This is a genomic window from Ochrobactrum vermis (assembly GCF_002975205.1).
Lineage (GTDB): Bacteria > Pseudomonadota > Alphaproteobacteria > Rhizobiales > Rhizobiaceae > Brucella > Brucella vermis.
The window spans coordinates 639656-663645 of sequence record NZ_PCOC01000001.1 but is presented as its reverse complement, the minus strand read 5'-3'; the positions used below and the strand labels follow the sequence as shown (position 1 = coordinate 663645).

Below are 23990 nucleotides of genomic sequence, written 5' to 3'. Positions count from 1 at the left end.
CTAATGAATATTGACCCTCATATTTTCGCTCATGGCGGCTTGCAAAGCGAAGGCGAGAATGCATATTACGTAAACGTAAGATTTTTGGGAGAGTCTCCATGGAAGAACTGATCGCGCGCATCACCTCCAAAGTTGGCATCGATGCGGCAACGGCAGAAAAGGCAGTCGGCATGATCCTCGCCTTCCTGCAGAAGGAAGGTCCGGAAGCAGAGGTCCAGAAGCTTCTGGCTGCGTTTCCTGGCGCTCAGGAAGCAATTGCCCAGGTCAAGGGCGGCGGGTTTCTCTCCGGCCTGATGGGCGGCGTGATGGGTCTTGGCTCTCAGCTCATGGGCGCAGGCCTGGGCATGGGTGAAATTTCCGGCGTTGCCAAGGAAACCATCCGCTTTGCCAAGGAGAAGGCCGGTGACGAACCGGTTGACGCCGTTATCGGTGCAATTCCGGGCCTCGGCCAGTTCGTCTGATCAAACTTTACATGCTCGAAAAGGCCCCGGTTTTGGACTGACCCCATAAAGTTGGACGGTTCATAGGCTGGGATTATTTAAGGGCTGGGTCCTGTATTGCACAGGGCTCAGCCCTTTTAGTTTCATGCGAATGCGATCGTTGTTGTAGTAGTGAATGTAGTCCTCAACGCCATCGCGCAGACTGTCAATGCTGTCGAAGCGGTTGGGATAGAAGAACTCGGACTTGAGCGTCGCGAAGAAGCTTTCCATGGCGGCATTGTCGAGGCAGTTTCCCTTGCGTGACATGCTTGCTGCGATATTGCTGCTTTCGAGCATCCGGCGCCATTCTGGCGTCTGATACTGCCAACCCTGATCGGAATGCAGGATTGGCCTGTTCTCGTCATCGAGCAGGCTCAATGCCCTGCCGAGCATGTCCTTGACCAGCTTGAAGACGGGTCGTCTGGCTGTCTCGAAGGCGATGATCTCGCCGTTGTGAAGGTCCATGATGGGTGACAGGAACAGCTTCTCCCCGGCGACATTGAACTCGGTGACATCTGTGACCCACTTCTGATGCATCCGTCTGGCCGAGAACTGACGTTGCAGTAGATCGGGTGCCACACGGCCAGCCCCACCCTTGTAGGAACGGTACTTCTTGGGTCGAACCAGAGACTTCAGCCCCATCTCGACCATCAGCCGCTGGACGGTCTTGTGATTGACTGCGTCCCCACGCCCACGGATCGCCGCCGTCACCCGGCGATAGCCGTAGCGGCCCTTGTGCTCATCGAAGATGGAGCGGATCGTCGATTTCAAGGCCTCATGCCGGTCGCCTGACGACAGCACCTTGAGCTGATAATAGAACGTGCTGCGCGCCAGACCCGAAAGCGCAAGCAGCCCTTCAAGCGGATGGAGCGGCCTTAACGCCTGGACGGCTTGCGCCCGTTCGGCGTTTGACGCGCCTGCGTTAAGGCCTCCAGTTTTTTTAGATAGTCGTTCTCCATGCGCAGATAGGCCAGTTCTGCCAGCAATTCCTCGCGGGTCCTGGCTTCATCACTTGGCAATCCATCCCCGTCGGCAACCAGGCTCGGCGGTGCGGCGACAGGTGGCTTCGGCATAGATCGCGGCCTCCCTTTTCGGCGCGGAGCCAAGGCCTCAAGGCCGCCGCGCTCATATCGATCCTCCCAGACTGACACGCAAGCTGCGCTGCGAATATTAAAAAGCGCAGCCACCTGCCGACGGGACAATCCATCCTTCCACATCCGCTCAAGGACCGACAGCCTGAACTGTGCATCATAATGGCTGTGCTTGCGAGATAAGCCAGCCACGCCATGTGCCGCGTGACTGGCGACCCACCGGCGGACCATGGAATAGTCGAGCCCGAAACGAAGACCTACCTCTCGGTAGCTGTGCCCGCCGTCGCCGTAGTACGCGACGATCTCCTGCTTGAACGTGCTGCTGTATTTCGACATGCAAAACCCCCGAAGTTGGGTGTCCAACTTTCGGGGGTCAGTTCATTTCCGGGGCTTTTTTGTTTTGATCTTCCATCACAGAACTCGCCCTTCGCGAACAACTGGTAGAGATCAGTATTAAAACAATAGTGTTATAGTCATGTTTTTCACGATAACGTGAACCCTGTGTAATAATCTCTATAAATTCAAAATGATACTTGCTGCATTGGGGATTAAACCGGTGCGATGATTGCAATGTCCCGGATTGTATCGGATATTTGAACCAAGGGACGAAGTTTGTTCAATTTTCAAATGCGGAGGATCGCATGCGTTTGTTTTTCCTGACTGTCAGCTCTGTAGCTGTCATGATCGCCGGCGTTGCCCAGGCTGATGTCACCGCAGACCGTCAGGCAATCATGAAGGACCTTGGTCGTTCGGTCGGGTCGATTGCGCCCATGGTCAAAGGCGAAAAGCCGTTCGACGCTGCCACGGCACTTGCCGCGCTGGAAAAGATCGATGCGGATGCCAAGAAGCTGGACGTCGACACACTGTTCCCAGCCGGTTCTGATCAGGGCGACACCGAAGCTTCGCCGAAAATCTGGGAAAACAAGGACGACTTCGTCAAGCACGTCGAAAAATTCCGGACGGATGCCGCTGCTGGACTGGCCGCCAAACCGCAGGATCTCGATGCGCTGAAGCCAGCCTTCCAGCAGGTCGCCGCCAATTGCGGTTCCTGCCATCAGGCCTATCGCATCAAGAAGAACTAATCTTCACAGTTGACATGGAGTGCACCGGACGGAAACATTCGGTGTGCTACAGCGTATCCCGAAAAGTGTGAAACGGTTTTCGGAAAAGATGTGCGGAGCGGTTCCAGCAGCTTCGCACAGATGTAACTGTTATACTGAATGACAGTCACGAGAGCGGTCCGGCGACCCACGCCGGAACCGTCACACGGGAACGAATGCAATGGTCCGAAAACTGGCATATGTCGCAGGCGCCGTGGTCGTTCTGGGAGCTGCGGCCTTCTGGATTCTAACCACGCCTGAAAAAGTCGACGCTACGGTGCTGGACGCGATGAAGCCCGGCGATCCCGTCAAGGGAGAACAGGTTTTCTGGGCGGGCGGCTGCGCTTCCTGCCATGCCGCACCGGGCGCATCGGGTGATGCGCGCAAGGTTCTGTCGGGCGGGCATGAGCTTGTTTCGGATTTCGGAACGTTCGTTGCGCCCAATATTTCACCGTCCGAACAAGGAATCGGCACCTGGACCATTCAGGATTTCGCCAATGCTATGCTGAAGGGCGTCGGCAAGCAGGATGAGCATCTTTATCCATCCTTCCCCTACACGTCCTATAGCAAGATGCAGCCGCAGGATGTGGCCGATCTTTTCGCCTATATGAAAACGCTGCCACCATCCGATAATGTCGCAGCACCGCACAAGCTCTCCTTTCCGTTCAACGTCCGGCGCGGGCTCGGCCTGTGGAAACAGCTTTATCTTTCCGATGAGCCGCCAGCGGAAATCGCAAATGCCTCCGATCAGGTAAAACGCGGCCAATATCTGACACAAGCGCTTGGCCATTGCGGCGAATGCCACACGCCACGCAATGCAATTGGCGGGCTGGAGACTGGCAAATGGCTCGCCGGTGCATTGTCACCGGAGACCGGCAGCGACGGGAAAAGAGGCGTTGTGCCGAACATCACACCGGATGAAGCGGGCATCGGCAGCTGGAGCGAGAAAGATATCGCCTATGCGCTGCAAAGCGGCTTTACCCCGGATTTCGATTCGCTCGGCGGATCGATGACCGATGTGGTGGCGAACATGGCCCATCTCACCGAGGCTGACCGCAATGCCATTGCTGCCTATCTGAAAGCCGTTCCGGCGCAGCAGAACGGCTATTCTGCGCGTTGAGTTTGGATTTGTCGGTTTCGGCATCCACCTCGCCCGGACATTTCCTTGTCGCGACGATGCGCGGCGTTTCGCGTTCGTTTCGATCTACCTTAATTAGGTCGATGCTCTAAACATTTGTTTTGGCACATTTATACGAAGCCAAATGTTTCCATTTGGCTGCAAAATGCTCTATATCGTAAGGATAGTTGAACTGAGGGAGCAAGCTGCCTGATGACTGCCGAAGACGCTATTTTTCTTGGCGCGAGCCGCAAGCCTGACGACTCCTACCAGCAGCCGGAATATCTAGCGCTGAAATACGGCAACCGGCACGGCCTCGTCACCGGCGCGACCGGCACGGGTAAAACCGTCACGCTGCAGGTTCTGGCCGAAAGTTTTTCGGCGGCTGGCGTTCCGGTTTTCTGTGCCGACATCAAGGGCGACCTTTCCGGCATCGGCGCAATCGGCGTTCAAAATGACGGCCTTCTCAAGCGCGCGGCGGAAGTGAAGCTCGATCCGTACGAGATGCGTGCCGCGCCCGTGATTTTCTGGGATATCTTCGGGGAACAGGGGCATCCTGTCCGCGCAACCATATCCGAAATGGGGCCGCTGCTCCTGTCGCGCCTGATGAGCCTGACCGACGCGCAGGAAGGCGTGCTGAACATCGCCTTCCGTCTGGCGGATGAAGAAGGCTTGCTGCTTCTGGACCTGAAGGACTTGCAGGCCATCCTCGCCGAAATGGCGGAACGTTCCGCTGAGCTTTCGGGCAAATATGGCAATGTGAACAAAACTTCGGTTGGCGCGATCCAGCGTTCGCTTCTGGTTCTCGACCAGCAGGGCGGCTCGAATTTTTTCGGAGAACCGGCGCTTAAAATTGCCGATCTGATGCGCACCACAACCGACGGACGCGGCGTGGTGAGCGTGCTTGCCGCCGACAAGCTGATGATGAGCCCGCGGCTCTATTCCACTTTCCTCCTCTGGCTGATGTCGGAACTTTTCGAGGAACTGCCGGAAATCGGCGATCCCGACAAGCCAAGGCTCGTCTTCTTCTTCGACGAAGCCCACCTTCTCTTCGACGAGGCCCCAAAGGCGTTGATCGACCGTGTCGAGCAGGTCGTGCGCCTGATCCGATCCAAGGGTGTCGGCGTCTATTTCGTGACGCAGAACCCGCTCGACGTACCGGAAACGGTTCTGGCGCAGCTCGGCAACCGCGTGCAGCATGCCTTGCGCGCCTATACGCCGCGCGAAACCAATGCCGTTAAGACTGCAGCCGATACATTCCGCCCGAATCCGGATTTCAACACGTTTCAGGCGATCACCAATCTCGCCACCGGTGAAGCGCTGGTTTCCACGCTTCAGGCCAAGGGTGTGCCATCCATCGTGCAGCGCACGCTCATGCGTCCGCCATCGTCGCGCATCGGCCCGCTGACGCCGGAGGAGCGCGCGAAGATCATCGCCGCAAGCCCGGTAGCGGGACAATACGATCAGGAGGTGGATCGCGATTCCGCTTTCGAAATGCTGGCCCGCAAGGCACAGAATGCTGCAGCAGCCCAGCAAAAGACCAAGGAAGAGGAAGAAGGTGGCGGCGGCCTGCTTGGCGATCTCGTCGGCACCGCGTTTGGCACTGGTCGCCGCTCAGGTCGCCAGACCGTGGCGGAAACCGCGATGAAGTCTGTCGTTCGCTCGGTCGGCAGTTCACTCGGCCGAGCGCTCGTGCGCGGCATACTCGGCGGTTTCAAGCGATAGAAATCAGGATCGCGGTTGGAACGTTTCAGTTAAAACGGAGACGTGAAGCCGCTCTAAGTGTCACGCCTTCGCCGGTTTGGCGAGGGCATAGGCCACAAGGGCATTGGCGTGACCATGCCCCATTTCGAATTCGGCCTTCAACCAGTTGACGATTTCCATGTGCTTTTCGCCCTTTCGCTGCTCGATCAGCGAAAGCCAATGCTGGACGGGCTGCCCATATTTCTTCTCGATGGACGGGAAATAGGATGCAGGGCCTTTCACAGCTTCCTTGACGGTCTTTTCCTCAGACATGCATGCCTTCCCTTTGTTGCAACGATACGTCCAGGCGGAAAGTGACGTATTTTTGTGGCGGCGGCAAGTATGTGCCAGATCTCCATAATCCACCCAATAAAGGGTTATCAGCCAACATTTATCCGGCTTTACGACGTATCTTTTTCTGCTTAAGTTCCATCCGCCCAATATCGGGGTTACGGGGGATAACATCATGAAATTGCTAAATATTATCGGCATTGCCTCGGCTGTGCTGATCACGTTTGTGTCTGCTTCCAAAGCCGATGATCTGGTCTTCAATCTGAAGAACGGCACCAATTCTACACTGACCCATTTCTACACATCGCCTGTTGGGGTCAACGACTGGGAAGGCGATGTCTTCGGCGATCAAGTGCTCAATCCCGGCGAAACCATCAAGATCACGATCGCCGATGGCCGTCGGGTCTGCAACTACGACATGCGCTTCGAGTTCCAGGACAGCGACGATCTCGATACGACGACGGATACGCAGAACCTGTGCGAAATGAGCACCTACACCATCGAAGAATAATTGGAAGCGGCGGCAGAGCATAACTATCTGCCGCCCGGATTACCTGCGGCTCCGCAGGTCAGTCCCTGAAATTACCGTTCCAATGCAGTGCCGCACGGTGCATCGCTTTTGTAATTGCCGAGAATTTGAGGGCTTGCCAGCAGCGATAATCCTGCACAAGTGTCGCTGAAATCCAGCAGTCGCCGCGATTTCCGGGTCGCTCCCACCCTATCAGACCGCTGTCGCGGGCCCTGACCAGCAGGCGTGCCGTATTGCTTTGCGACATCCGGTAGCGCGCCGAGATGCTGTTGGACGTCACCTTGCCGATCCAGACTTTGTCGCCGGAAAACACCCATGGCGCACGGGACGCAATATCGTGCAGAACATTGTCACCGGATTCCGCATGGGTGAAATTGGCGATACTGGCAACGGGTCGGCACCACTCGCCGCGATGCAGCAGTTCGCGCGTCATCAGCGGCTGCGCATAGCGCAGCAAATCCGGAGAGGTCCGCATCAGTTCAACGCGATTGCCACCGTCCACCCCGTCGAGCGGGACAAGATGGGTTATCTGCCAGAGCCGGATCAATTCTTCGGTTTCCGGTCGCGCCCGAAACAGGCGACGCCTGCGGTCCTGCGCCGGAATTGGCTCGACAAGCTTGTAGTGAAGGGTCTCCTGAAGGAAAGCGGCCGTCGTATTCCTGCTGGCGATCGGCGTACCATGCAGAAACTTCAGCAGGCTCGTCGGAGAAATGGGCGGGCAGCTCGCGCTGGTCAGATGCTCGAAGTGGAGCGCCAGCGTCGCGTGGCTCAAGAGCCACTTCTGCATGTCCGACATAAAACGCACTTCACGGGGCAATCGGGCCGTAATGGCCAGCAGTTCTGCCGCCGTATCCGTCAGACAATCATGAAATCTGGAATTCGCGATGAATGCGGCAGGCTCGATAATGGCAGGTGGAACAAGAACCGGGCGGGAAACAGACGCGAATGACATGATGAACACAAGCCGGATGAAGATCAGTTCGGGTAGTTCATTTCTCCAACAGCAGCAAGCTAAAACAGTAGCATGCTAATCATACGATACTCAAAAGCCTGCAATAAAAAACCCGGACAGAAACTGTCCGGGTTTTTTGCAATCTGCCATTTCGGCACGCTTTGTTACATCACGAGAATCGGCGATTTCGCCGGTACGCGATCGTAGAGATCGATGATGTCCTGGTTCAGGAAGCGCACGCAGCCCGAAGAGACTGCCTTGCCGATCGACCACCATTCCGGGTTGCCGTGCAGGCGGTATAGCGTGTCCTTGCCGTCCTGGAAAATATAGAGCGCGCGGGCGCCGAGCGGGTTCTTGAGGCCCGGAGCCATGCCGCCGTTCTTGGCGCTGTACTGCACCAGTTCCGGCTGACGGGCGACCATTTCGTCCGGCGGGGTCCAGCGCGGCCACTGGCGCTTGTACTGGATCACAGCACGGCCCGACCATGCGAAACCTTCGCGACCGATGCCGACGCCGTAGCGCATTGCCTGACCGTTTTCGAGGACCAGATAACAGAAGCGGTTGGCCGTATCGATGACCAGCGTGCCCGGCAGTTCGCCGGTCGGGTCCTGCACCACCTGGCGCAGGTAGCGCTTGTCCATCTTCTGGATCGGGATTGCCGGAAGCTGGAAGCCGCCATCTTCGACGGAGGCATACATCTGTGCCCAGCCGCCATAGGAAGAGTCGACATTGGCCTGTGGGGTGCGGTTGATCGGGTTGCCCGACTGATCCACATCAATGATTGGAACATTCTGCCCCAACTGAGCGCAACCGGCCAGGCCGGCGGCCGCTGTTGCTGTCATTGCCGTCAGAAAGGAACGGCGGGTAAGGGTCGTTTGCATATGAAAACCAGTTTGGTGACGGGAGGGGTTACAGATACACATTCAGGGTTAACGAATTGCGACCCGGCCAATTGTGGCAGATACGCGGCGAGCCATCGAAACGTCCTTAAACGGCTGTTTCCGGTGATTGGTTGCACGGAAAACGCCCGAAGAATGTGGCGTACGCCCGTTCGCAATGCGGCCTAAACGTGGCAAAAGCCCACCAGCGTGGCTCGTGTTGCAGCGGCGACACAATTTTGGGTGCCAGTGCCTGCTTTCAATAAACCCGAACAGTTCAACTTTTAGTGAGAACTCAGTCCAGCAATTGAAGGCTTGGCAAAATAAGCGCCGGAGCAAACTGCTTGTACTCGTCGGGCTGGTTGGACCTGTTGATCCAGACCCCGCGCATGCCGAACCGCACCGCGCCTGCCACATCCCAGCGATTCGACGATTGGAACGAGATTGCCGATGGATAAAGCCGCCATTGCAGGGTGATGAGTTCATAGACAGCCGGGGCGGTCTTGTATTTCCTGACTTCATCGACCGAAATCACATCATCCAGCAGGACGTCGAGCGCTGCGGAACGGACAGCAGATTCCAGCATTGCCGGCGATCCGTTGGAGAGGATTGCGAGCCGTGCACCCTTTTCCTTCAGGCTTTTGAGGGCGGCCGGCACTTCCGGATAGCAATCGAGCTTCCAATAAGCATCGAGGAGTTCATTGCGTAGCGCTGGATCGACGGAAGGGTAGCGTGCGAATGCGAAATCAAGCGAATCCTCGGTGAGTTTCCAGAAATCGCTGTAAGCGCCCATAAGGCTCAGCACCCAGGAATATTCGAGCTGTTTTGCCCGCCACAGTTCGGAAAATGCCCGCCCGTCCGGCCCGGCTTTGTCTGCATGTCGTCGTACCGCCGAATGGACATCGAACAATGTACCATAGGCGTCGAAGACATAAGAACTGTGGGACACCGTTTCCTCCTGTGAGGGTCCGCCACGCATCGCGAAGCATAAAATCTAGAATCGCGTCATCCTACTGTGATTTCAATAATAATTCATTGTCTTGAAGCTGAATTGCCCGCTGGCACCATTGCCGCCTGCGCCATTGCGGCCTATGTAGATTGCGCACGCAAGTTTTGGGGCATGCATCTGCTCGGCCCGCCGCAAGCTGCCCATGTAAGCTGAATGAAAAGAGGAGAGTTTCCAATGGCTTTCGAACTGCCCGCCCTGCCGTATGACTATGAAGCACTTGCGCCTTTCATGTCGCGCGAGACGCTTGAACTTCATCACGACAAGCACCATCAGGCCTATGTCACCAACGGCAACAAGCTGCTCGAAGGCTCCGGCCTCGAAGGCAAGAGCCTGGAAGAGATCGTCAAGGAAAGCTACGGCAAGAACCAGGGCCTCTTCAACAATGCCGGCCAGCACTACAACCACATCCTGTTCTGGAAGTGGATGAAGAAGGGCGGCGGCGGCAAAAAGCTGCCGGGCAAGCTTGAAAAGGCTATCGAGACCGATCTTGGCGGCTACGACAAGTTCCGTGAAGATTTCATCGCTGCCGGTGTTGGCCAGTTCGGTTCGGGCTGGGCCTGGCTGTCGGTCAAGAACGGCAAGCTTGAAATCTCCAAGACCCCGAACGGCGAAAACCCGCTTGTTCATGGCGCAACGCCGATTCTCGGCGTCGACGTGTGGGAACACTCCTACTATGTCGATTATCGCAATCTGCGTCCGAAATATCTGGAAGCTTTCGTCGATAGTCTCATCAATTGGGAATTCGTCGAAGAGCTGTACGAAAAGGCCTGATGCCTTTCGCATCATCTGAAAAGAAAGCCCCGGTTTTGCCGGGGCTTTCTGTTTATGGCTATTCTTTTACGACCTGCACGCCGACGTGTCGCGCCCGTCCGGCACCCCATCCGGCGATCGCAGCGCCCAGCCCCAGCAGGGCAAAGAATGCGCCACTGGCCGTAAAACTGCCCGTTGCGCTATGGATCAGTCCGACGATAAGCGGCCCGATCGCGGCCAGCGTATAGCCGACGCACTGCGCCATGCCGGAGAGATGGGCGGCTGTGTGCGAATCCGGTGCGCGCAGCACGATCACCATCATGGCAGCGGCAATGAGCCCGCCCTGCCCGATACCCTGAAAGATCGCCAGCACCCAGTAGGTCCATTGCGGCAGGTAAAGAAATCCGATCAGCGGCAGGGCCGCACAGGCACAGAGAATAACATTGAGCAGGCTCTGGTTCTTCTGGCGAATGGCAATGGAAGGCACCGCGAGACAGGTGATGACCTGCATCATGATCGAAAAGGAAACCAGACCGCCTGCAGCTGCCGGGCTCAGGCCCTGCTCGCGCAGGATCGGCGCCAGCCATCCGAAGACGATATAGGCGGTGGAGGATTGCAGCCCCATGAACAGCGTCACCTGCCAGGCAAGCCGATCCTTCCACAGGCCGATTACCTTGAAACCTGAATGCGCGACATTGTGTTTCGCACGCATGGCCTGCGGCAACCACAGCAGCAGAACGATTGCCGCCGGAACAGCCCAGAAAGCCAGAGCAAGGTTCCACGAACCTCCAAGCATCCCTTTGATCGGAATGGTGAAACCGGCCGCAGATGCAGCACCGCCGCACAGCGCCATCGTATAAAGACCGGTCATGATGGCAGCGGTTTTCGGAAAGTCACGCTTCACGACCCCCGGAAGCAACACATTGCCCGTCGCAATGGCCGCACCGGCCAGCGCTGCGCCGATATAAAGCGAATAGAACGAACCGAAGCCGCGAATAGCCGTCCCGACGGTCAGAAGTGCCAGGACAAAAAGCAGAACGCGCTCCGCACCGAAACGCTGGGCCAGACGCGGAGCGAAAGGCGCAAAAATGCCGAGGCAGACCACCGGCAAGGTGGTCAACACACCGGCTGCAACAGATGACATGCCAGTGGCGTCGATAATTTCCGGCAACAGCACGGAAACGCTGGAGAATACCGGTCGCAGATTGGCCGCGATCAGCACGAGGCTCACGCCCAACAGAATGCGCAGCGCCTTGCTCGGCGGCTGCCGGGCCGGTGGCTGTGGAACGCTGTCGGCCTCTGCATCGACCAGCGCTTCAGGCTGCACTATCGCCTCGTTTTCTGCCGTATCCGACAGGGCTGTGTTCGTGTGGCTCATGACGCCAGCAACCTTTCAAGTTCTTCAATCAGGGGCGCCATAAAACGGCGAACCGTTGCTCCGGCCTTGTCGGGATCGCCCGAGGCGATGGCGTCGACGATCTGACCATGTGCTTCATGGCCCGGCTCGGGCAATTCGCCATCGAGCGTGGCTTCTATGGATTCGCGAATGGAGGCTGAGAAAAAAGCATAGACCTCGATCAGTGCGCTGTTACCCGATGCCGCGACGATGGCTTCATGAAAAGCAAAGTCGCGGGCAACGAAAGTTGCGCGGTCGAGTTCGTCGCGATTACCGCGCTGCACCAGCATTTTCTCCAGATGCGCAATCATCCTCGGCGTGATGCGCTGGGCAGCCAGACGCGCGGCTTCGGTCTCCAGAACAGCTCGCGTTTCGAAACGATCCCGCAGGCTGGTATGGCGGATACGGTCGAGGCTGCGCGCAGTGTCGGCCGTCGAACGAACGTAGGTCCCCGAGCCCTGCCGGGTTTCGAGCATTCCCTGTGCCACCAGCGCACGCACGGCCTCGCGCACCGTGCCGCGGCTGACATCAAGTGTTGCGGAAAGTGCGGCTTCATTCGGAAGCTGATCACCAATTGCCCAGCGCCCGGACATGATTTCCGTACGCAAGGACTGCGTGGCTGCATCCGCCAAAGTCTTGCGGGATATTGCCTTCATTGTCTCACCAAAGTCATCGGATGACTTGATGAATTAGACCTGTGTAATGAAGCTGTCAACCGTTATGAAGAAAGCTGATTGCGGGATAGTGTGGTGGATCCGAAATTTGGTCGTAACCTCGCTCCAAAGTGACGCCAGTTTCGGATTCGCCACACTGGAAACCACTGCCGCATTCCGTTAACAATTTTCGCGCACAGTGCCCATAACTCAGCCGTTCGAGATTTCGAGCCAGACTTCAGGTGCCCGTATGATTACACTTTACAGCCTTTCCGGAGACCATCTCGAACAAGTCGAAGTCGAGCCGGGCAGTCCGCTGCCTGGGAATGTCATCTGGATCGATCTGTTTGCACCCGGCGTCAATGAGGACAACATCGTCGAGGCGTGGACGGGTATTTCGATTCCGACACGCGAGGACATGACGGAAATCGAGGAATCGAGCCGCTTCTATATGGAAACCGGCGCGCAATATCTCACGGTCCCGATCCTGCATGCGGTCGATCTCGACCATCGCGAGCTGGCGCCGGTCACCTTCATCCTGCACGGCTCACGGCTGATAACTGTGCGCTATGCCAATCCGAAGTCATTCAGCACCTATATCCTGCGCTCCACCAAACCGGGCAACGGATTGATTTCAGCCAAATGCTCGGGCCTGTCGATTATGCTCGGCATTACCGAAGCCACGACGAACCGGCTTGCCGATATTCTGGAAGGTGTGGCGGGCAAGATCGATGCGGCTTCGCATTCCATCTATCGTCGCCAGCCGAAAGCGCGCCCGATGACGACAGAGGATTTCCGCCATATCCTGACCCAGATCGGCGGCCAGGGAACGTTTCTTTCGCGTATGCGGGAAAGCCTGGCGGGCATCAGCCGCATGCTGGTCTATCTGTCGGCCATCAATAATCCGGCATCCGGCAAGAAAGAGACACGTAGCTGGGTCAAATCGCTGGAGCGCGACACACAATCGCTGACCGCCTATGTGGACTTTCTGTCCAACAAGGTCACGTTCCTGCTCGATACGATCGTCGGCCTGATCTCGGTCGAACAGAACGCCATCATCAAGATATTTTCCGTGGCGGCGGTCGGCTTCATGCCCCCGACATTGGTGGCTTCCATTTACGGCATGAATTTTTCCTTCATGCCCGAACTGAACTCGCCCTGGGGCTATCCGATGGCGCTGGGCCTGATGGTCGCCTCTGCCCTGCTGCCGCTCTATTATTTCCGTCGCAAGGGCTGGCTGTAGCTTGGAGTGACAACATGGGCGCCCTATGTTATATCATGCGTTATAACATAGGAGAGAAGCCATGAACGTTATCCTGCGCAAGATCGGCAATTCCGACGGTGTGATCATCCCCAAGGAAATGCTGGAGCAGTTGAACGTGCAAACTGGCGACACTCTGGTCCTGACCGCAGACAAGGATGGGCTGAGACTGACCAGGAGCACAGAAGATCCGGAAATCTTCGAGAAGAAAATGAAGATTGCCCGCGAGCGGATGAAAAAGTACGAAACCGCTTATCGCGTACTCGCTCAATGATCGACTTTCATTCGCGGGCCTTCATAGAGGCGCTGCATCAGGAGCAGTTGCGTCTGCACGGCGGTGCAGCGGGCATTCGCGATTCCGGTTTGCTTGATTCAGCACTTGCGCGCCCGCTTCAAAAGAAAGCCTATGGCGATCCGGATATTTTCGACTTGGCGGCGGCCTATCTGTTCGGAGTGCTGAAGAACCATCCTTTCATAGACGGCAACAAGAGAACAGGATTGGCTGCAGCCGACTTGTTTCTATATTTCAACGGCTACAGCCTCGAAGCCGAACAGGAAGACGTTATCCAGCTCGTCCTTATGGTTTCGACGAGCGATATAGACGAAACCGGTGCCGCGACGTTCTTCCGCGATCACACCGTCGTTATGGTTGACGACTAAACAACCTTCAGCGACACGATTTCCCAGTCGACATTATTGATCTTCACGACATCGCCGACCGGCTTGCCGAACAGCAGGATGGCAACCGGCGCCACGTGGGAAATCTTGCCGTCTGACGGATTGGCTTCGTCCTCGCCAACGATCGTCCAGCGGCGGACCTTGCCGTCGTCCAGATTTTCCAGTTCCACCGTCATGCCGAAACGCACGACATCACTGTCGGGATCCGGAACGGAAAGCTCGACATTTTCGCGCCGCGCCACCCAGTAGCGCAGATCGCGCGAAATGCGCGCAATTGCCGAACGCTCGCCAGCAACATTGGCGTCTGCCAGTTCACGCTGCAGCCTTGCGATTTCATCCTCGATCATCTTCAAGCCGCTCGGCGTGACGAGATTGCGATGCGGACTGACCGGGCGCTCACCGAGATCGGTCGGTGCATCATCCTGTTCTTTGGTGAAAGCTCTGCTCATCAAATGAATGTAAGCAGTTCGCGCCTCCCCGGCAAGCCTGTCCGTTACTTCCCCCGACAGTCCTTGCAATGCGTAAGCGCATGATTTTCATATCGGGTTTTTATTGATTGATGAGTCAATCAACGATAAACTGGATCAAGATTAGCCTGAGAACGGACCAGGACAATGCCCAAGATCGGGATGGAACCCTTGCGGCGGCGCGAGCTTATCGACGCCGCCATTCGCACCATCGGCCAGCGTGGTTCGCTGGACGTGACCGTTGCGCAAATCGCGCATGAGGCGGGCGTTTCGCCTGCGCTCGCGCATCATTATTTCGGCGGCAAGGACAAGCTTATCCTCGCTACGATGCGTCATCTGCTGCGTGAGTTGGGCAACGATCTGAATACGGCAATCAAACAGGTTGAGACGCCGCGCGAGCGCATCGCCGCTATCATTGCCGTCAATTTTTCCGCATCGCAGTTCGCACCGGAAACCATTGCCGCCTGGCTCACCTTCTACGTGCATGCACAGCAGTCGGAAGATACCCGCCGGCTCCTGCGCATCTATGCGCGTCGCCTGCAGTCGAACCTCCTTTTTGCGCTTGAGCACCTGACCACGCGCGAGCGGGCCAGCCGCATCGCCGAGGGTGCCGGTGCCATGATCGATGGTCTCTATATCCGTCACGCGCTCGGTGCCGATGCGCCGGATGCAGCTTCGGCCATTGCGCTGGTGGAGGATTACATCGGCATTCAACTTTCAGGGCAGCATTCCGGGCATCTATCGGGGGAGAAATGAGTATGGAAGCGGATTTCGTCATCATCGGCTCCGGCTCCGCCGGATCGGCCATGGCCTATCGCCTGTCGGAAGACGGCCGTTATTCAGTGATCGTCATTGAATATGGCGTTCCCGACGTCGGCCCTTTGATCCAGATGCCAGCCGCCCTCTCCTTCCCCATGAACATGGAAACCTATGACTGGGGTTTTTCCACCGAACCGGAACAGCATATAGGCGGGCGCAGCCTTGTGACGCCGCGCGGCAAGGTGCTTGGTGGTTCGTCCTCGATCAACGGCATGGTCTATGTGCGTGGCCATGCCCGCGACTATGATCACTGGTCGGAAAGCGGCGCACGCGGCTGGGCCTATGCCGATGTGCTCCCCTATTTCAAGCGCATGGAAAATTCGAGCGGTGGCCAGGAAGGCTGGCGCGGCACCAGCGGCCCGCTTTATATTCAACGCGGCAAGCGCGACAATCCGCTGTTCCATGCCTTTGTCGAGGCTGGCCATGAAGCGGGCTTTGAAGTGACCGAGGATTATAATGGCGAGAAGCAGGAAGGTTTCGGCCCGATGGAGCAGACGATCCATAACGGTCGTCGCTGGTCTGCCGCCAATGCCTATCTGAAACCGGCCCTCAAGCGTCCGAACGTCAAGCTGGTCAAGGGCTTGGCACGTAAAATCGTGCTGGAAGGCAAACGTGCCGTCGGCGTGGAAATCGAGGCGGGCCGCACCTTCACGACCATCCGCGCACGGCGCGAGGTCATCATTGCCGCTTCGTCGATCAACTCACCGAAGCTCCTGATGCTCTCCGGCATCGGCCCCGCTGCACAGCTTAAGGAACACGGCATCGAAGTGGTGGCCGACCGCCCCGGCGTCGGGCAAAACCTGCAGGACCATCTGGAAGTCTATATCCAGCAGGAATGCACACAGCCGATCACGCTCTACTCCAAGCTGAACCTGTTTTCGAAAGCGAAGATCGGTGCGGAATGGCTGTTCTTCAAGACCGGTGACGGCGCGACCAATCATTTTGAATCCGCTGCTTTCGTGCGCTCCAAGGCTGGCGTGGAATATCCGGATATCCAGTATCACTTCCTGCCGGTCGCCATCCGCTATGATGGCAAGGCGGCAGCAGAATCGCACGGCTTTCAGGCCCATGTCGGGCCGATGCGGTCGAAGTCGCGTGGCAGTGTGACGCTTCGTTCGGCCAATCCGCGCGAAAAACCTGTCATCAAGTTCAATTACATGTCGCATGAAGATGACTGGACCGACTTCCGCCATTGTGTGCGGCTGACCCGTGAAATCTTCGGGCAGAAAGCATTCGAGGCCTATCGCGGCGCGGAAATCCAGCCTGGCGCGCATGTTCAGAGCGACGATGAAATCGACAATTTCATCCGTGAGCATGTCGAAAGCGCCTTCCATCCATGCGGCACCTGCAAAATGGGTGCGGTTGACGACCCGATGGCAGTGGTCGATGCTGAATGCCGGGTGATCGGTGTCGAAGCCTTGCGCGTTGCAGATTCATCCATCTTCCCGCGCATCACCAACGGCAATCTCAACGGCCCGTCGATCATGGTCGGCGAAAAGGCTTCCGATCATATTCTCGGCCGCACGCCGCTGGCGCGCTCCAATCAGGAGCCGTGGATCAATCCACGCTGGCAAGTTTCAGACCGCTAAGGCAGTCCAGGGCAGTAAGGCAATAGGGCACTATGTTACGTCGTGTTCCCTGCTCTTAAAACACACTGCCTTACTGCCCTATTGCCTTACTGCCCTAGTTTCGAAGGAACACACAATGAAAGCACAACCCAAAGCCTCGCACTTCATTGGCGGCGCATTCGTTGAAGACAAGGCAGGCAAACCTTTGCCGGTCATCTATCCGGCGACCGGCGAAGAAATTGCCAAGCTCTATTCCGCCACGCCGAGCGTGATTGAAGCGGCTTACGCGGCTGCGCTGAAGGCGCAAGGCGAATGGGCAGCGCTAAAACCCGTTGAACGCGGGCGCATCCTGCGCCGCACCGCGGAAATCCTGCGCGAGAAGAACAAGAAGCTTTCGAAGCTCGAAACGCTCGATACCGGCAAGGCGCTTCAGGAAACGCTGGTGGCGGATGCCGCTTCGGCAGCCGATGCGCTGGAGTTTTTCGGCGGCATCATTTCCGGTTTCAATGGCGAGTTTGTGGAGCTTGGCGGCTCGTTCGCCTACACGCGCCGCGAGGCGCTCGGCATCTGCGTCGGCATCGGCGCGTGGAACTATCCGATCCAGATCGCCGCATGGAAATCGGCACCTGCGCTCGCCATGGGCAACGCCTTCATCTTCAAGCCGTCAGAAAACACACCGCTTTCAGCGCTTGCATTGGCGGAAGCCTATAAGGAAGCCGGCCTCCCTGATGGTCTCTTCAATGTCGTGCAGGGCTTTGGCGATGTCGGTGCGGCGCTCGTCAATCATCGCCTGACAGCCAAGGTGTCCCTCACTGGCTCGGTGCCGACCGGCAAGCGCATCATGGCGCAGGCGGGCGAACATCTGAAGCATGTAACGATGGAACTTGGTGGCAAGTCACCGATCATCGTGTTTGACGATGCCGACCTTGAAAGCGCTATCGGCGGCGCGATGCTCGGCAATTTCTATTCGACCGGGCAGGTCTGTTCGAACGGCACCCGCGTATTCGTTCATAAGAAACTGCGCGAGCGCTTTGTCGAGCGGCTGGTCGAACGCACGCGCAAAATCCGCATCGGCGATCCGCTGGATGAAGCAACCCAGATGGGTCCGCTCGTCAACGGTGCTCAGCGTGACAAGGTTCTGTCCTATATCGAAAAGGGCAAGAAAGAAGGCGCGACCCTCGCTTGCGGCGGTGGCGTGCCGAAACTGCAGGGTTTCGATAAGGGGTACTTCATCGAGCCAACTGTCTTCACGGATGTGACCGACGACATGACCATCGCTCGCGAGGAAATCTTCGGGCCGGTGATGAGCGTTCTGGAATTCTCCGACGAGGACGAAGTGATCGCACGCGCCAACGATACCGAGTTCGGCCTTGCGGCAGGCGTCTTCACCGCTGACATCGCACGCGGTCATCGCGTCATCGGCCAGATCAAGGCCGGCACGTGCTGGATCAATGCCTACAATCTGACGCCGGTGGAAGTGCCTTTCGGTGGCTACAAGCAATCGGGAATCGGGCGCGAGAACGGTATTGCTGCTCTGGCCCATTACAGCCAGATCAAGACCGTTTATGTCGAAATGGGCAAGGTCGACAGCCCCTACTGACCGCTGAAATCAGCCCGTGGAACCGCATTTGGTTCTGCGGGCGTCGGCGTGCAGTCATAGCGGTAAAGCTGCGGCGACGGCACTGCCTGCGGATAGACGATAGCTCGTTGCGACCGCTGGCTGGCGGGAACTGACGGTGAATTCCATAGTGGCATTGCCCAGGATGGTCTTGTCACGGTATCCGAAGCACCCGTTCCCTGAATGGGGATGCGCCGACACTCCGTCCCGAGATTGCCGTTCAGCCCCGCTGCGGGCGCAACATTCGCATAGCTAAGCACGGCAAGCGCCAAAACAGCGTAAAACAGCCTCATATCGGAACTCTTTTCAAATCGCATCGCCTGAGCCCGAAAGTGTTCGGCTTGTGACGGTGGTGGCTCGTCTTGCACGTCCCTGCTCTATGCGTGCCGACAAGGTCATTTGGATTTCTTCGACCCACAATGAAAGATAGAAGATTTGTCGAAGCGTTCAACAGCATGCATTGAGCGAAGTGTTCAAACTTCCGCGAACGGCCAGAAATTTGACTCTGACATTTAAGCTTAGGAGCATCCTCATCCGACCACCAGGCAAATCCAGGGCCGAATAAGTTCAGCGGATTCACCATTATCTGGCGGTGATGAGATCATCATATTTCTGATGCCTCTCGATACAAGCCTCCAACTTACGCTTATTCTATCATTATATTACGTTATACTAATATACAAAAAAATAGATGAACTCTCACTCTCAGCATCTAAATCTATCTCTACTCAAAGCTAAACTTTACAAATAATAGCCTCAACAGCGAGAAATTATATAATAAAACTCTAAATGATTATTTGTTTGTCGCGCGCAACTCGCTCAGGTATCAAGAACCCCGGCTTTAGGGGACTTGACGGTTTGCGATGGATATCGAGACTTCAATTTGCACCGACATGGTTGAAGATAAGCTTCGCAACGAGTTTTGGCGCGCTGTTCTCAAGCCCATGTACGAAATTACGGACGAAGACAGGAATTATCAGTTCTCTGGGTCGATTGTTGCACGTTCTCTTGGCTCTCTCCAGATCGGAGCGACTACCTTCAACACGCAGAGCTACAAACGCGCTCCCAAACTTATCGCCCAAGGTGGCCTTAGCCATTATGTTTTGCAGCTCATAACTGGTGGCGACTTGCGTGGTGATTTCAACGGCGTTGATGTCGTAGCGAAACAGGGTGATATAGTTATCATCGATCTGGCTAAGACGGTCGAGAGCCGGGCATCCGGCGGCTCACGTATCACAGTAATAATTCCGCGCGATGAGCTGGAAAAGATTGTAGGCTGGCGCAACCTGCACGGCCTTGTTATGCAAGCGGGCGCCCCTATGACCCGCCTGCTTTTCAACTATCTCCACAGTCTTCAGTCGTTGAGCGGCGAACTTGACAGGATCGAAGCGCAATCGGCGCAGGATGCGATGCTTACACTGCTCGGCGCGGGCATTAATGGCACGGAAGGCGGCGTGATCGAGAACCTCCCGATTAATCTGCCTATGCGCAAGCGCATCCTTGCCTATATCGATGACAATCTGTCAAATCCGTTGCTCGGACCCCACCTAATCGTCGAGAATCTCCGCGTCTCGCGCTCGCGGCTTTATCGGGCATTCGACACGGACGGCGGCATTGCCAAAATTATCCGTGATAAGCGGCTCGATCACGCCTATCGCATTCTCGTTGATGAGCGTGGCCGACACGTATCGTTCAAGGAAATTGCCTATCGCTGTGGCTTTCATGATGGCGCTCAGTTTACCAAGGCATTCAAGGTTCGCTTTGGCATGGCACCTAGGGAAGCCCGTGAAACGGGCGCCCAATCGCTGTTAACAAATAGGGCTAACTTTGATTATGCGGTGCATCTTTCGAAAGAAGCTGCCAAACGTGGCATTGTCAAACCATGAACCAATGATCAGCTAGGTGAAAGTTGTTTCAGAAAATCATCGCACCAACGATTGACATCATTGGTGGTCAGAAAATCCATCATATTTTCATAACGTTCTTTGCGTTCCTCAAGAGGCATGGCAAGGGCCCGAGCCATGGCATAAGCCATCGCCTCCGTATCGTAGGGATTAACCAGAAGCGCACCATCAAGTTCCTGTGCTGCGCCCGCAAAACGGGACAACACCAGCGCGCCGGGATTTTTAGGGTCTTGCGCGGCAACGTATTCCTTGGCAACAAGGTTCATGCCATCACGTAGCGGCGTAACCAATCCGACATTGGCGAGCCGATAAAGCCCCGCCAGCACATCACGATTCAAAGAACGGTTGATGTAACGTATTGGCGTCCAGTCGACGGTAGCGTTCGCCCCGTTCACCCGACCGGCGAGTTCGGCTACTGCGCGTTGCATATCCTTGTACTCAGGCACTTCGGAGCGGGACTTTGGGGTGACCTGCAGAAAGGTGACCTTACCGCGATTCCCAGGGTCGACCTTCAGGAAATGCTCAAAAGCTTCCATGCGATTTGTGATACCCTTGGAATAATCGAGCCGGTCGACGCCGATGATAAGATCGCGATCTAGCATGCTTTCACGCATGCGCTTTACTGTCGAATGGCGTTGCGCTTTATCGGCCATTTTAGCGAACATGGCTGTTTCGATGCCTATACCGAAACGCTTGGCGCGAAACCGATGTCCGAAGGCTTCAAACAGCCCAACGTCATCCAGTCGCCTGCCTATTTTCTCACGTCGCAGGCAACCTATAAAGTTGTCAACGTCGTTCTCGGTCTGAAAACCAACGACATCATAGGAGGCCAGGCCGCGCATGATGGTTTCATGCACGGGCAGCGTGAACAGGATATCGGCGGGCGGCCAGGGAATGTGCAGGAAGAAGCCAATGCGGTTGGTAACACCAAGATTGCGCAGTTCCGCTGCCAGCGGGATGAGATGATAGTCGTGGATCCAGATCACATCATCCGGTTCGATCATAGGCAGAAGATGTTTTGCAAACAGGCGGTTGACCCGGAAATATCCGGCCATGTCCTTGCGCGTATAATCGATCAGATCAAGGCGATAATGACAGAGCGGCCAGAGCATACGATTGGCAAAGCCTGCATAATATTCATCGATATCCTTCTTGTGGAGATCCAGCAGCGCATAGCGAATAGGCCCCGCATCGCGGATCGCCAACTCCTGCGCCTGACGATTAGGGAGCGTCTTGCCGGACCAACCGAGCCATATGCCACCGCGTTCACTGAGTGCGGCGTGCAGCGCGACTGCCAACCCGCCTGCAGGTGCCTTGCCCTGTTCGTCGGGTAAGGGAACACGATTGGAGACCACGATCAGCCGTCCCATACATCAAGTCCTTTCATTATTTTTGGTTGCCCGTCACGCCAGAAAGATGGAGTAACCAGAGGCGAAGCTCATCAGGATTTGCGAACCTCGCAGCACCTGGACGGTCGATTGCGTGACCGATCACAGCGGTCGTACCGCCGAGATCATCCGCCGCGTCGAGCATGGATAAATCTGTCAAGTCATCGCCAAATGCGACCGGCGCCCTACCCGCAAACGGCTTTTCGCCCATGAGGCGACGTAGAGCCAAGCCCTTGTCGCTATTCGCCGGGCGCAACTCAAACACCATTTTGCCAGACTGCACGATCCAATCCGGCCCGGCCAACTTCACGGCCTTACCGACGAGGTCATATGCCAAATCCGCTTTCTCAGGCGCGGCGCGATAATGCAGCGCGACTGCACTCCCCTTGTCCTCGGCGAGGAAGCCGCTGACACGAAGTGCCGCCTGTCGCAGAAAATCCTTGGCGATCAGAAAATGTTCGTCTGGCTCATACAATTCAACCAGCCCAGATGCATGCCGGAATTCGGCACCATGCAGCGCAGCTATCGGGCCATGATAATCGGGAAAGCGCTCCTCGATAAACGCAATTGCCCTTCCGGTGACCAATGCCATCGCACCGGACAGCCTTTCGGAAAGCACCGAAAGCAATTTCTGCAGATCGTCAGGAACGATAACGTCGTCAGGATTAGCGGCGATATCGAGTAGAGTTCCGTCCACATCCAAGAAAAGCGCGTGTTTATGAAAATCGATTATCGGCATACCGATCAGATCGGTAGCCGGATCTTGTTCCTTGCTGGGCATGTTAAGGCAAACATTCGTGCTGACGAATGGTTCCTTCACAAATGCAGTCCGCGCCAATTTCCTTGTATGCGCCCTTAGTTAGGCTCTGCTTAGACTGCCTTATGTGCGTCCATAGACGTCGTCGAAACGTACTATATCGTCTTCTCCCAGATATTCACCACTTTGCACCTCGATGAGCACTAGTGGCAGAATGCCTGGGTTTTCCAGCCGATGCCGGAAGCCGCAGGGAATATAGGTCGACTGGTTGGTCGTAAGCAGAATCTCGCGATCCCCATTGGTGACCTTCGCGGTTCCGGATACAACGATCCAATGTTCAGAACGATGGTGATGCGCCTGCAGGCTCAAGCGCCTTCCCGGCTTCACTTCGATCCGTTTGATCTTGAAGCCGTCCCCTTCTTCCAGAACTGTATAGGTGCCCCATGGACGATGGGCCGTGCGGTGAAGCTTGGCCGCTTCATGGCCGCTTGCCCGTAGTTTATTGAAAACATTGCGCACTTCCTGCGCCTTATCGCGATGAGCGACAAGCAGCGCATCAGGCGTGTCCACGACAAGCAGATCGTGAACGCCAACAAGGCTGACGAGACGGGTTTCGGACAAGACAAAGCTGTCGGTCGTATCCTCGATGACCGTTTCGCCACGCAGACGGTTGCCGTCATCATCCGGCACAATGAGATCGGCCATAGCCGCCCAGGAGCCAATATCAGACCAGCCGCATGACACCGGAATGCAGGCGATATTATCTGCCTTTTCCATAATCGCGTAATCGATGGAAATCGCAGGAGCGGTCGCAAAATCGTCCTTTGCGATTTCAACGGTCTTGGTCTCGCCGTTGACGCCACGCCGGGCATGTTCGAGCGAAGCCTGCACGGCGTTGAAAATGTCCGGTGCAAATTGCTGCATCGCTGCAAGCATGGTTCCGGCGGTGAAACAGAACATGCCGGAATTCCAGAAATATCGACCGCTTTCAACATAGCCCTGCGCGGTCTCGGCATCGGGCTTTTCGACGAAACGCAGCACGTCTGTGCCTTCGGCCTCGATATAACCAAAGCCGGTTTCCGGACGATCCGGAACAATACCGAAGGTGACAATACGGCCTGTTTCAGCGAGCTGACGGGCCTTCGACACAGCCTCGGCAAATGCAGCTTCGTCCTCGATCAGATGGTCGGCGGGCATGACAAGCAATGTTGCGTCTTGACCGTAAGTCGCGGCGGCATGCAGCGCGGCGACGGCAACTGCCGGTGCCGTATCTCGCCCGACAGGCTCCAGCAGAAACGCGTTATCGATTTTCGGCGCTTTTGCATCCGCATAGGCGTCAAGCGTCAGGAAAAGGAAATCGCGATTGGTCACGGTGAGGATGTGATCCGCGCCGTCCAGTTGGGCAGCGCGCTTATAGGTCTTGCCGATCAGGGTGCTGCCGTCGGGCAGTTCGATGAACGGCTTCGGGTGCGCATCGCGCGAAAGCGGCCACAATCTGGAACCAGAGCCGCCGCTGATAATGACAGGAATAAAGCTCATTGC

Annotated in this window: 25 protein-coding genes; 13 read left to right on the top strand and 12 right to left on the bottom strand. The window is 56.5% G+C overall.

What is annotated here, in order from left to right; genetic code table 11:
- Window positions 1–98: 98 nt before the first annotated feature.
- Window positions 99–461 carry a DUF2267 domain-containing protein gene (locus tag CQZ93_RS03165; RefSeq protein WP_105541296.1) on the top strand — a complete coding sequence of 121 codons (363 nt, stop codon included), beginning with the start codon at window positions 99–101 and terminating at the stop codon, window positions 459–461.
- Between the two features lie 60 nt (window positions 462–521).
- Here CQZ93_RS03165 and CQZ93_RS03160 read toward each other — a convergent pair.
- Window positions 522–1906, bottom strand: a protein-coding gene (locus tag CQZ93_RS03160; RefSeq protein ID WP_422616076.1) for an IS3 family transposase whose coding sequence is annotated in 2 segments (ribosomal slippage) — window positions 522–1414 and window positions 1414–1906 — 1386 coding nt in all. Because the reading frame shifts where the segments join, the coding sequence is not laid out codon by codon here.
- A gap of 305 nt (window positions 1907–2211) precedes the next feature.
- On the opposite strand from CQZ93_RS03160, the gene CQZ93_RS03150 reads away from it, so the two are divergent.
- The 3 genes from CQZ93_RS03150 to CQZ93_RS03140 all read left to right on the top strand — a co-directional run bounded on the left by CQZ93_RS03150 (window position 2212) and on the right by CQZ93_RS03140 (window position 5512).
- On the top strand, window positions 2212–2652 hold the full coding sequence (locus CQZ93_RS03150; protein ID WP_105541294.1) for a c-type cytochrome: 441 nt from the start codon (window positions 2212–2214) through the stop codon (window positions 2650–2652).
- 199 nt (window positions 2653–2851) lie between these two features.
- Complete coding sequence (locus CQZ93_RS03145) at window positions 2852–3790, top strand: cytochrome c (protein WP_105541293.1); 939 nt, start codon at window positions 2852–2854, stop codon at window positions 3788–3790.
- Between the two features lie 210 nt (window positions 3791–4000).
- Window positions 4001–5512: a helicase HerA-like C-terminal domain-containing protein gene (locus tag CQZ93_RS03140; protein WP_105541292.1), complete on the top strand. Its 1512-nt coding sequence runs from the start codon at window positions 4001–4003 to the stop codon at window positions 5510–5512.
- Window positions 5513–5572: 60 nt separating this feature from the next.
- Here the strand turns inward: CQZ93_RS03140 and CQZ93_RS03135 are convergent, their stop codons facing one another.
- A complete protein-coding gene (locus tag CQZ93_RS03135; protein WP_105541291.1) occupies window positions 5573–5803 on the bottom strand; it encodes a DUF4287 domain-containing protein in 231 nt (76 codons plus the stop codon).
- Between the two features lie 193 nt (window positions 5804–5996).
- On the opposite strand from CQZ93_RS03135, the gene CQZ93_RS03130 reads away from it, so the two are divergent.
- Window positions 5997–6332, top strand: a complete 336-nt coding sequence (locus CQZ93_RS03130) for a DUF3108 domain-containing protein (RefSeq protein ID WP_105541290.1) — start codon at window positions 5997–5999, stop codon at window positions 6330–6332.
- Between the two features lie 58 nt (window positions 6333–6390).
- Here the strand turns inward: CQZ93_RS03130 and CQZ93_RS03125 are convergent, their stop codons facing one another.
- The 3 genes from CQZ93_RS03125 to CQZ93_RS03115 all read right to left on the bottom strand — a co-directional run bounded on the left by CQZ93_RS03125 (window position 6391) and on the right by CQZ93_RS03115 (window position 9129).
- Window positions 6391–7302 carry a hypothetical protein gene (locus CQZ93_RS03125; RefSeq protein WP_146114420.1) on the bottom strand — a complete coding sequence of 304 codons (912 nt, stop codon included), beginning with the start codon at window positions 7300–7302 and terminating at the stop codon, window positions 6391–6393.
- Window positions 7303–7466: 164 nt separating this feature from the next.
- Window positions 7467–8183: a L,D-transpeptidase gene (locus CQZ93_RS03120; RefSeq protein WP_105541288.1), complete on the bottom strand. Its 717-nt coding sequence runs from the start codon at window positions 8181–8183 to the stop codon at window positions 7467–7469.
- A 292-nt stretch (window positions 8184–8475) separates the two neighbouring features.
- Complete coding sequence (locus tag CQZ93_RS03115; RefSeq protein ID WP_105543154.1) at window positions 8476–9129, bottom strand: haloacid dehalogenase type II; 654 nt, start codon at window positions 9127–9129, stop codon at window positions 8476–8478.
- Window positions 9130–9363: 234 nt separating this feature from the next.
- On the opposite strand from CQZ93_RS03115, the gene CQZ93_RS03110 reads away from it, so the two are divergent.
- Window positions 9364–9960 carry a superoxide dismutase gene (locus CQZ93_RS03110; RefSeq protein WP_105541287.1) on the top strand — a complete coding sequence of 199 codons (597 nt, stop codon included), beginning with the start codon at window positions 9364–9366 and terminating at the stop codon, window positions 9958–9960.
- A gap of 58 nt (window positions 9961–10018) precedes the next feature.
- On the opposite strand, the gene CQZ93_RS03105 is transcribed toward CQZ93_RS03110, so the two are convergent.
- Window positions 10019–11317 (bottom strand): CynX/NimT family MFS transporter, encoded by a 1299-nt coding sequence (locus CQZ93_RS03105; protein ID WP_105541286.1) that lies wholly within the window; start codon window positions 11315–11317, stop codon window positions 10019–10021.
- Complete coding sequence (locus CQZ93_RS03100; protein WP_105541285.1) at window positions 11314–11991, bottom strand: FadR/GntR family transcriptional regulator; 678 nt, start codon at window positions 11989–11991, stop codon at window positions 11314–11316. The genes CQZ93_RS03105 and CQZ93_RS03100 overlap by 4 nt, the downstream gene beginning before the upstream one ends.
- Window positions 11992–12238: 247 nt before the next feature.
- Between CQZ93_RS03100 and CQZ93_RS03095 the strand changes: the two genes are divergently transcribed.
- From CQZ93_RS03095 to CQZ93_RS03085, 3 genes are all read left to right on the top strand, one after another.
- Window positions 12239–13231 (top strand): magnesium transporter CorA family protein, encoded by a 993-nt coding sequence (locus tag CQZ93_RS03095; RefSeq protein ID WP_105541284.1) that lies wholly within the window; start codon window positions 12239–12241, stop codon window positions 13229–13231.
- A 61-nt stretch (window positions 13232–13292) separates the two neighbouring features.
- Entirely contained in the window at window positions 13293–13523 is a 231-nt protein-coding gene (locus CQZ93_RS03090; RefSeq protein ID WP_105541283.1) for an AbrB/MazE/SpoVT family DNA-binding domain-containing protein, read from the top strand.
- The gene (locus CQZ93_RS03085) at window positions 13520–13909 is read left to right on the top strand and encodes a type II toxin-antitoxin system death-on-curing family toxin (protein ID WP_105541282.1); all 390 of its coding nucleotides are present in this window, start codon (window positions 13520–13522) and stop codon (window positions 13907–13909) included. Before CQZ93_RS03090 ends, CQZ93_RS03085 begins: the two co-directional genes overlap by 4 nt.
- Here CQZ93_RS03085 and CQZ93_RS03080 read toward each other — a convergent pair.
- Window positions 13906–14376 carry a GreA/GreB family elongation factor gene (locus CQZ93_RS03080; RefSeq protein ID WP_105541281.1) on the bottom strand — a complete coding sequence of 157 codons (471 nt, stop codon included), beginning with the start codon at window positions 14374–14376 and terminating at the stop codon, window positions 13906–13908. The two genes, CQZ93_RS03085 and CQZ93_RS03080, sit on opposite strands and share 4 nt — an antisense overlap.
- Window positions 14377–14541: 165 nt before the next feature.
- On the opposite strand from CQZ93_RS03080, the gene betI reads away from it, so the two are divergent.
- The 3 genes from betI to betB all read left to right on the top strand — a co-directional run bounded on the left by betI (window position 14542) and on the right by betB (window position 18381).
- Entirely contained in the window at window positions 14542–15150 is a 609-nt protein-coding gene (betI, locus tag CQZ93_RS03075; protein WP_105541280.1) for a transcriptional regulator BetI, read from the top strand.
- Between the two features lie 2 nt (window positions 15151–15152).
- Window positions 15153–16802, top strand: a complete 1650-nt coding sequence (gene betA, locus CQZ93_RS03070; protein ID WP_105541279.1) for a choline dehydrogenase — start codon at window positions 15153–15155, stop codon at window positions 16800–16802.
- A gap of 115 nt (window positions 16803–16917) precedes the next feature.
- Window positions 16918–18381, top strand: coding sequence for a betaine-aldehyde dehydrogenase (gene betB / locus CQZ93_RS03065; RefSeq protein ID WP_105541278.1), 1464 nt, complete (start codon window positions 16918–16920; stop codon window positions 18379–18381).
- Here betB and CQZ93_RS03060 read toward each other — a convergent pair.
- On the bottom strand, window positions 18375–18692 hold the full coding sequence (locus tag CQZ93_RS03060) for a hypothetical protein (RefSeq protein WP_105541277.1): 318 nt from the start codon (window positions 18690–18692) through the stop codon (window positions 18375–18377). The two genes, betB and CQZ93_RS03060, sit on opposite strands and share 7 nt — an antisense overlap.
- Window positions 18693–19262: 570 nt before the next feature.
- Between CQZ93_RS03060 and CQZ93_RS03055 the strand changes: the two genes are divergently transcribed.
- Window positions 19263–20285, top strand: coding sequence for a helix-turn-helix domain-containing protein (locus CQZ93_RS03055; protein WP_105541276.1), 1023 nt, complete (start codon window positions 19263–19265; stop codon window positions 20283–20285).
- An 8-nt stretch (window positions 20286–20293) separates the two neighbouring features.
- Here CQZ93_RS03055 and otsA read toward each other — a convergent pair whose 3' ends face one another.
- Genes otsA through CQZ93_RS03040 form a run of 3 tightly spaced genes read right to left on the bottom strand, consistent with a single transcriptional unit; the run spans window position 20294 to window position 23987 of the window.
- A complete protein-coding gene (gene otsA, locus CQZ93_RS03050) occupies window positions 20294–21673 on the bottom strand; it encodes an alpha,alpha-trehalose-phosphate synthase (UDP-forming) (protein ID WP_105541275.1) in 1380 nt (459 codons plus the stop codon).
- Between the two features lie 16 nt (window positions 21674–21689).
- Window positions 21690–22511: a trehalose-phosphatase gene (otsB, locus tag CQZ93_RS03045; RefSeq protein ID WP_286151931.1), complete on the bottom strand. Its 822-nt coding sequence runs from the start codon at window positions 22509–22511 to the stop codon at window positions 21690–21692.
- Window positions 22512–22571: 60 nt separating this feature from the next.
- Window positions 22572–23987 (bottom strand): mannose-1-phosphate guanylyltransferase/mannose-6-phosphate isomerase, encoded by a 1416-nt coding sequence (locus CQZ93_RS03040; protein WP_105541273.1) that lies wholly within the window; start codon window positions 23985–23987, stop codon window positions 22572–22574.
- Window positions 23988–23990: the final 3 nt, after the last annotated feature.

Bases quoted from the DNA above. Each gene is read 5' to 3' on its own strand.
- betA (WP_105541279.1), top strand. From the start codon at position 15,153: ATGGAAGCGGATTTCGTCATCATCGGCTCCGGCTCCGCCGGATCGGCC.
- CQZ93_RS03130 (WP_105541290.1), top strand. From the start codon at position 5,997: ATGAAATTGCTAAATATTATCGGCATTGCCTCGGCTGTGCTGATCACG.
- CQZ93_RS03150 (WP_105541294.1), top strand. From the start codon at position 2,212: ATGCGTTTGTTTTTCCTGACTGTCAGCTCTGTAGCTGTCATGATCGCC.
- CQZ93_RS03040 (WP_105541273.1), bottom strand. From the start codon at position 23,987: ATGAGCTTTATTCCTGTCATTATCAGCGGCGGCTCTGGTTCCAGATTG.
- CQZ93_RS03125 (WP_146114420.1), bottom strand. From the start codon at position 7,302: ATGTCATTCGCGTCTGTTTCCCGCCCGGTTCTTGTTCCACCTGCCATT.
- CQZ93_RS03105 (WP_105541286.1), bottom strand. From the start codon at position 11,317: ATGAGCCACACGAACACAGCCCTGTCGGATACGGCAGAAAACGAGGCG.
- CQZ93_RS03090 (WP_105541283.1), top strand. From the start codon at position 13,293: ATGAACGTTATCCTGCGCAAGATCGGCAATTCCGACGGTGTGATCATC.
- CQZ93_RS03120 (WP_105541288.1), bottom strand. From the start codon at position 8,183: ATGCAAACGACCCTTACCCGCCGTTCCTTTCTGACGGCAATGACAGCA.
- CQZ93_RS03110 (WP_105541287.1), top strand. From the start codon at position 9,364: ATGGCTTTCGAACTGCCCGCCCTGCCGTATGACTATGAAGCACTTGCG.
- CQZ93_RS03080 (WP_105541281.1), bottom strand. From the start codon at position 14,376: ATGAGCAGAGCTTTCACCAAAGAACAGGATGATGCACCGACCGATCTC.
- CQZ93_RS03140 (WP_105541292.1), top strand. From the start codon at position 4,001: ATGACTGCCGAAGACGCTATTTTTCTTGGCGCGAGCCGCAAGCCTGAC.
- CQZ93_RS03085 (WP_105541282.1), top strand. From the start codon at position 13,520: ATGATCGACTTTCATTCGCGGGCCTTCATAGAGGCGCTGCATCAGGAG.
- CQZ93_RS03095 (WP_105541284.1), top strand. From the start codon at position 12,239: ATGATTACACTTTACAGCCTTTCCGGAGACCATCTCGAACAAGTCGAA.
- betB (WP_105541278.1), top strand. From the start codon at position 16,918: ATGAAAGCACAACCCAAAGCCTCGCACTTCATTGGCGGCGCATTCGTT.
- CQZ93_RS03055 (WP_105541276.1), top strand. From the start codon at position 19,263: ATGGATATCGAGACTTCAATTTGCACCGACATGGTTGAAGATAAGCTT.
- CQZ93_RS03165 (WP_105541296.1), top strand. From the start codon at position 99: ATGGAAGAACTGATCGCGCGCATCACCTCCAAAGTTGGCATCGATGCG.
- betI (WP_105541280.1), top strand. From the start codon at position 14,542: ATGCCCAAGATCGGGATGGAACCCTTGCGGCGGCGCGAGCTTATCGAC.
- CQZ93_RS03145 (WP_105541293.1), top strand. From the start codon at position 2,852: ATGGTCCGAAAACTGGCATATGTCGCAGGCGCCGTGGTCGTTCTGGGA.
- CQZ93_RS03100 (WP_105541285.1), bottom strand. From the start codon at position 11,991: ATGAAGGCAATATCCCGCAAGACTTTGGCGGATGCAGCCACGCAGTCC.
- CQZ93_RS03135 (WP_105541291.1), bottom strand. From the start codon at position 5,803: ATGTCTGAGGAAAAGACCGTCAAGGAAGCTGTGAAAGGCCCTGCATCC.
- otsA (WP_105541275.1), bottom strand. From the start codon at position 21,673: ATGGGACGGCTGATCGTGGTCTCCAATCGTGTTCCCTTACCCGACGAA.
- CQZ93_RS03060 (WP_105541277.1), bottom strand. From the start codon at position 18,692: ATGAGGCTGTTTTACGCTGTTTTGGCGCTTGCCGTGCTTAGCTATGCG.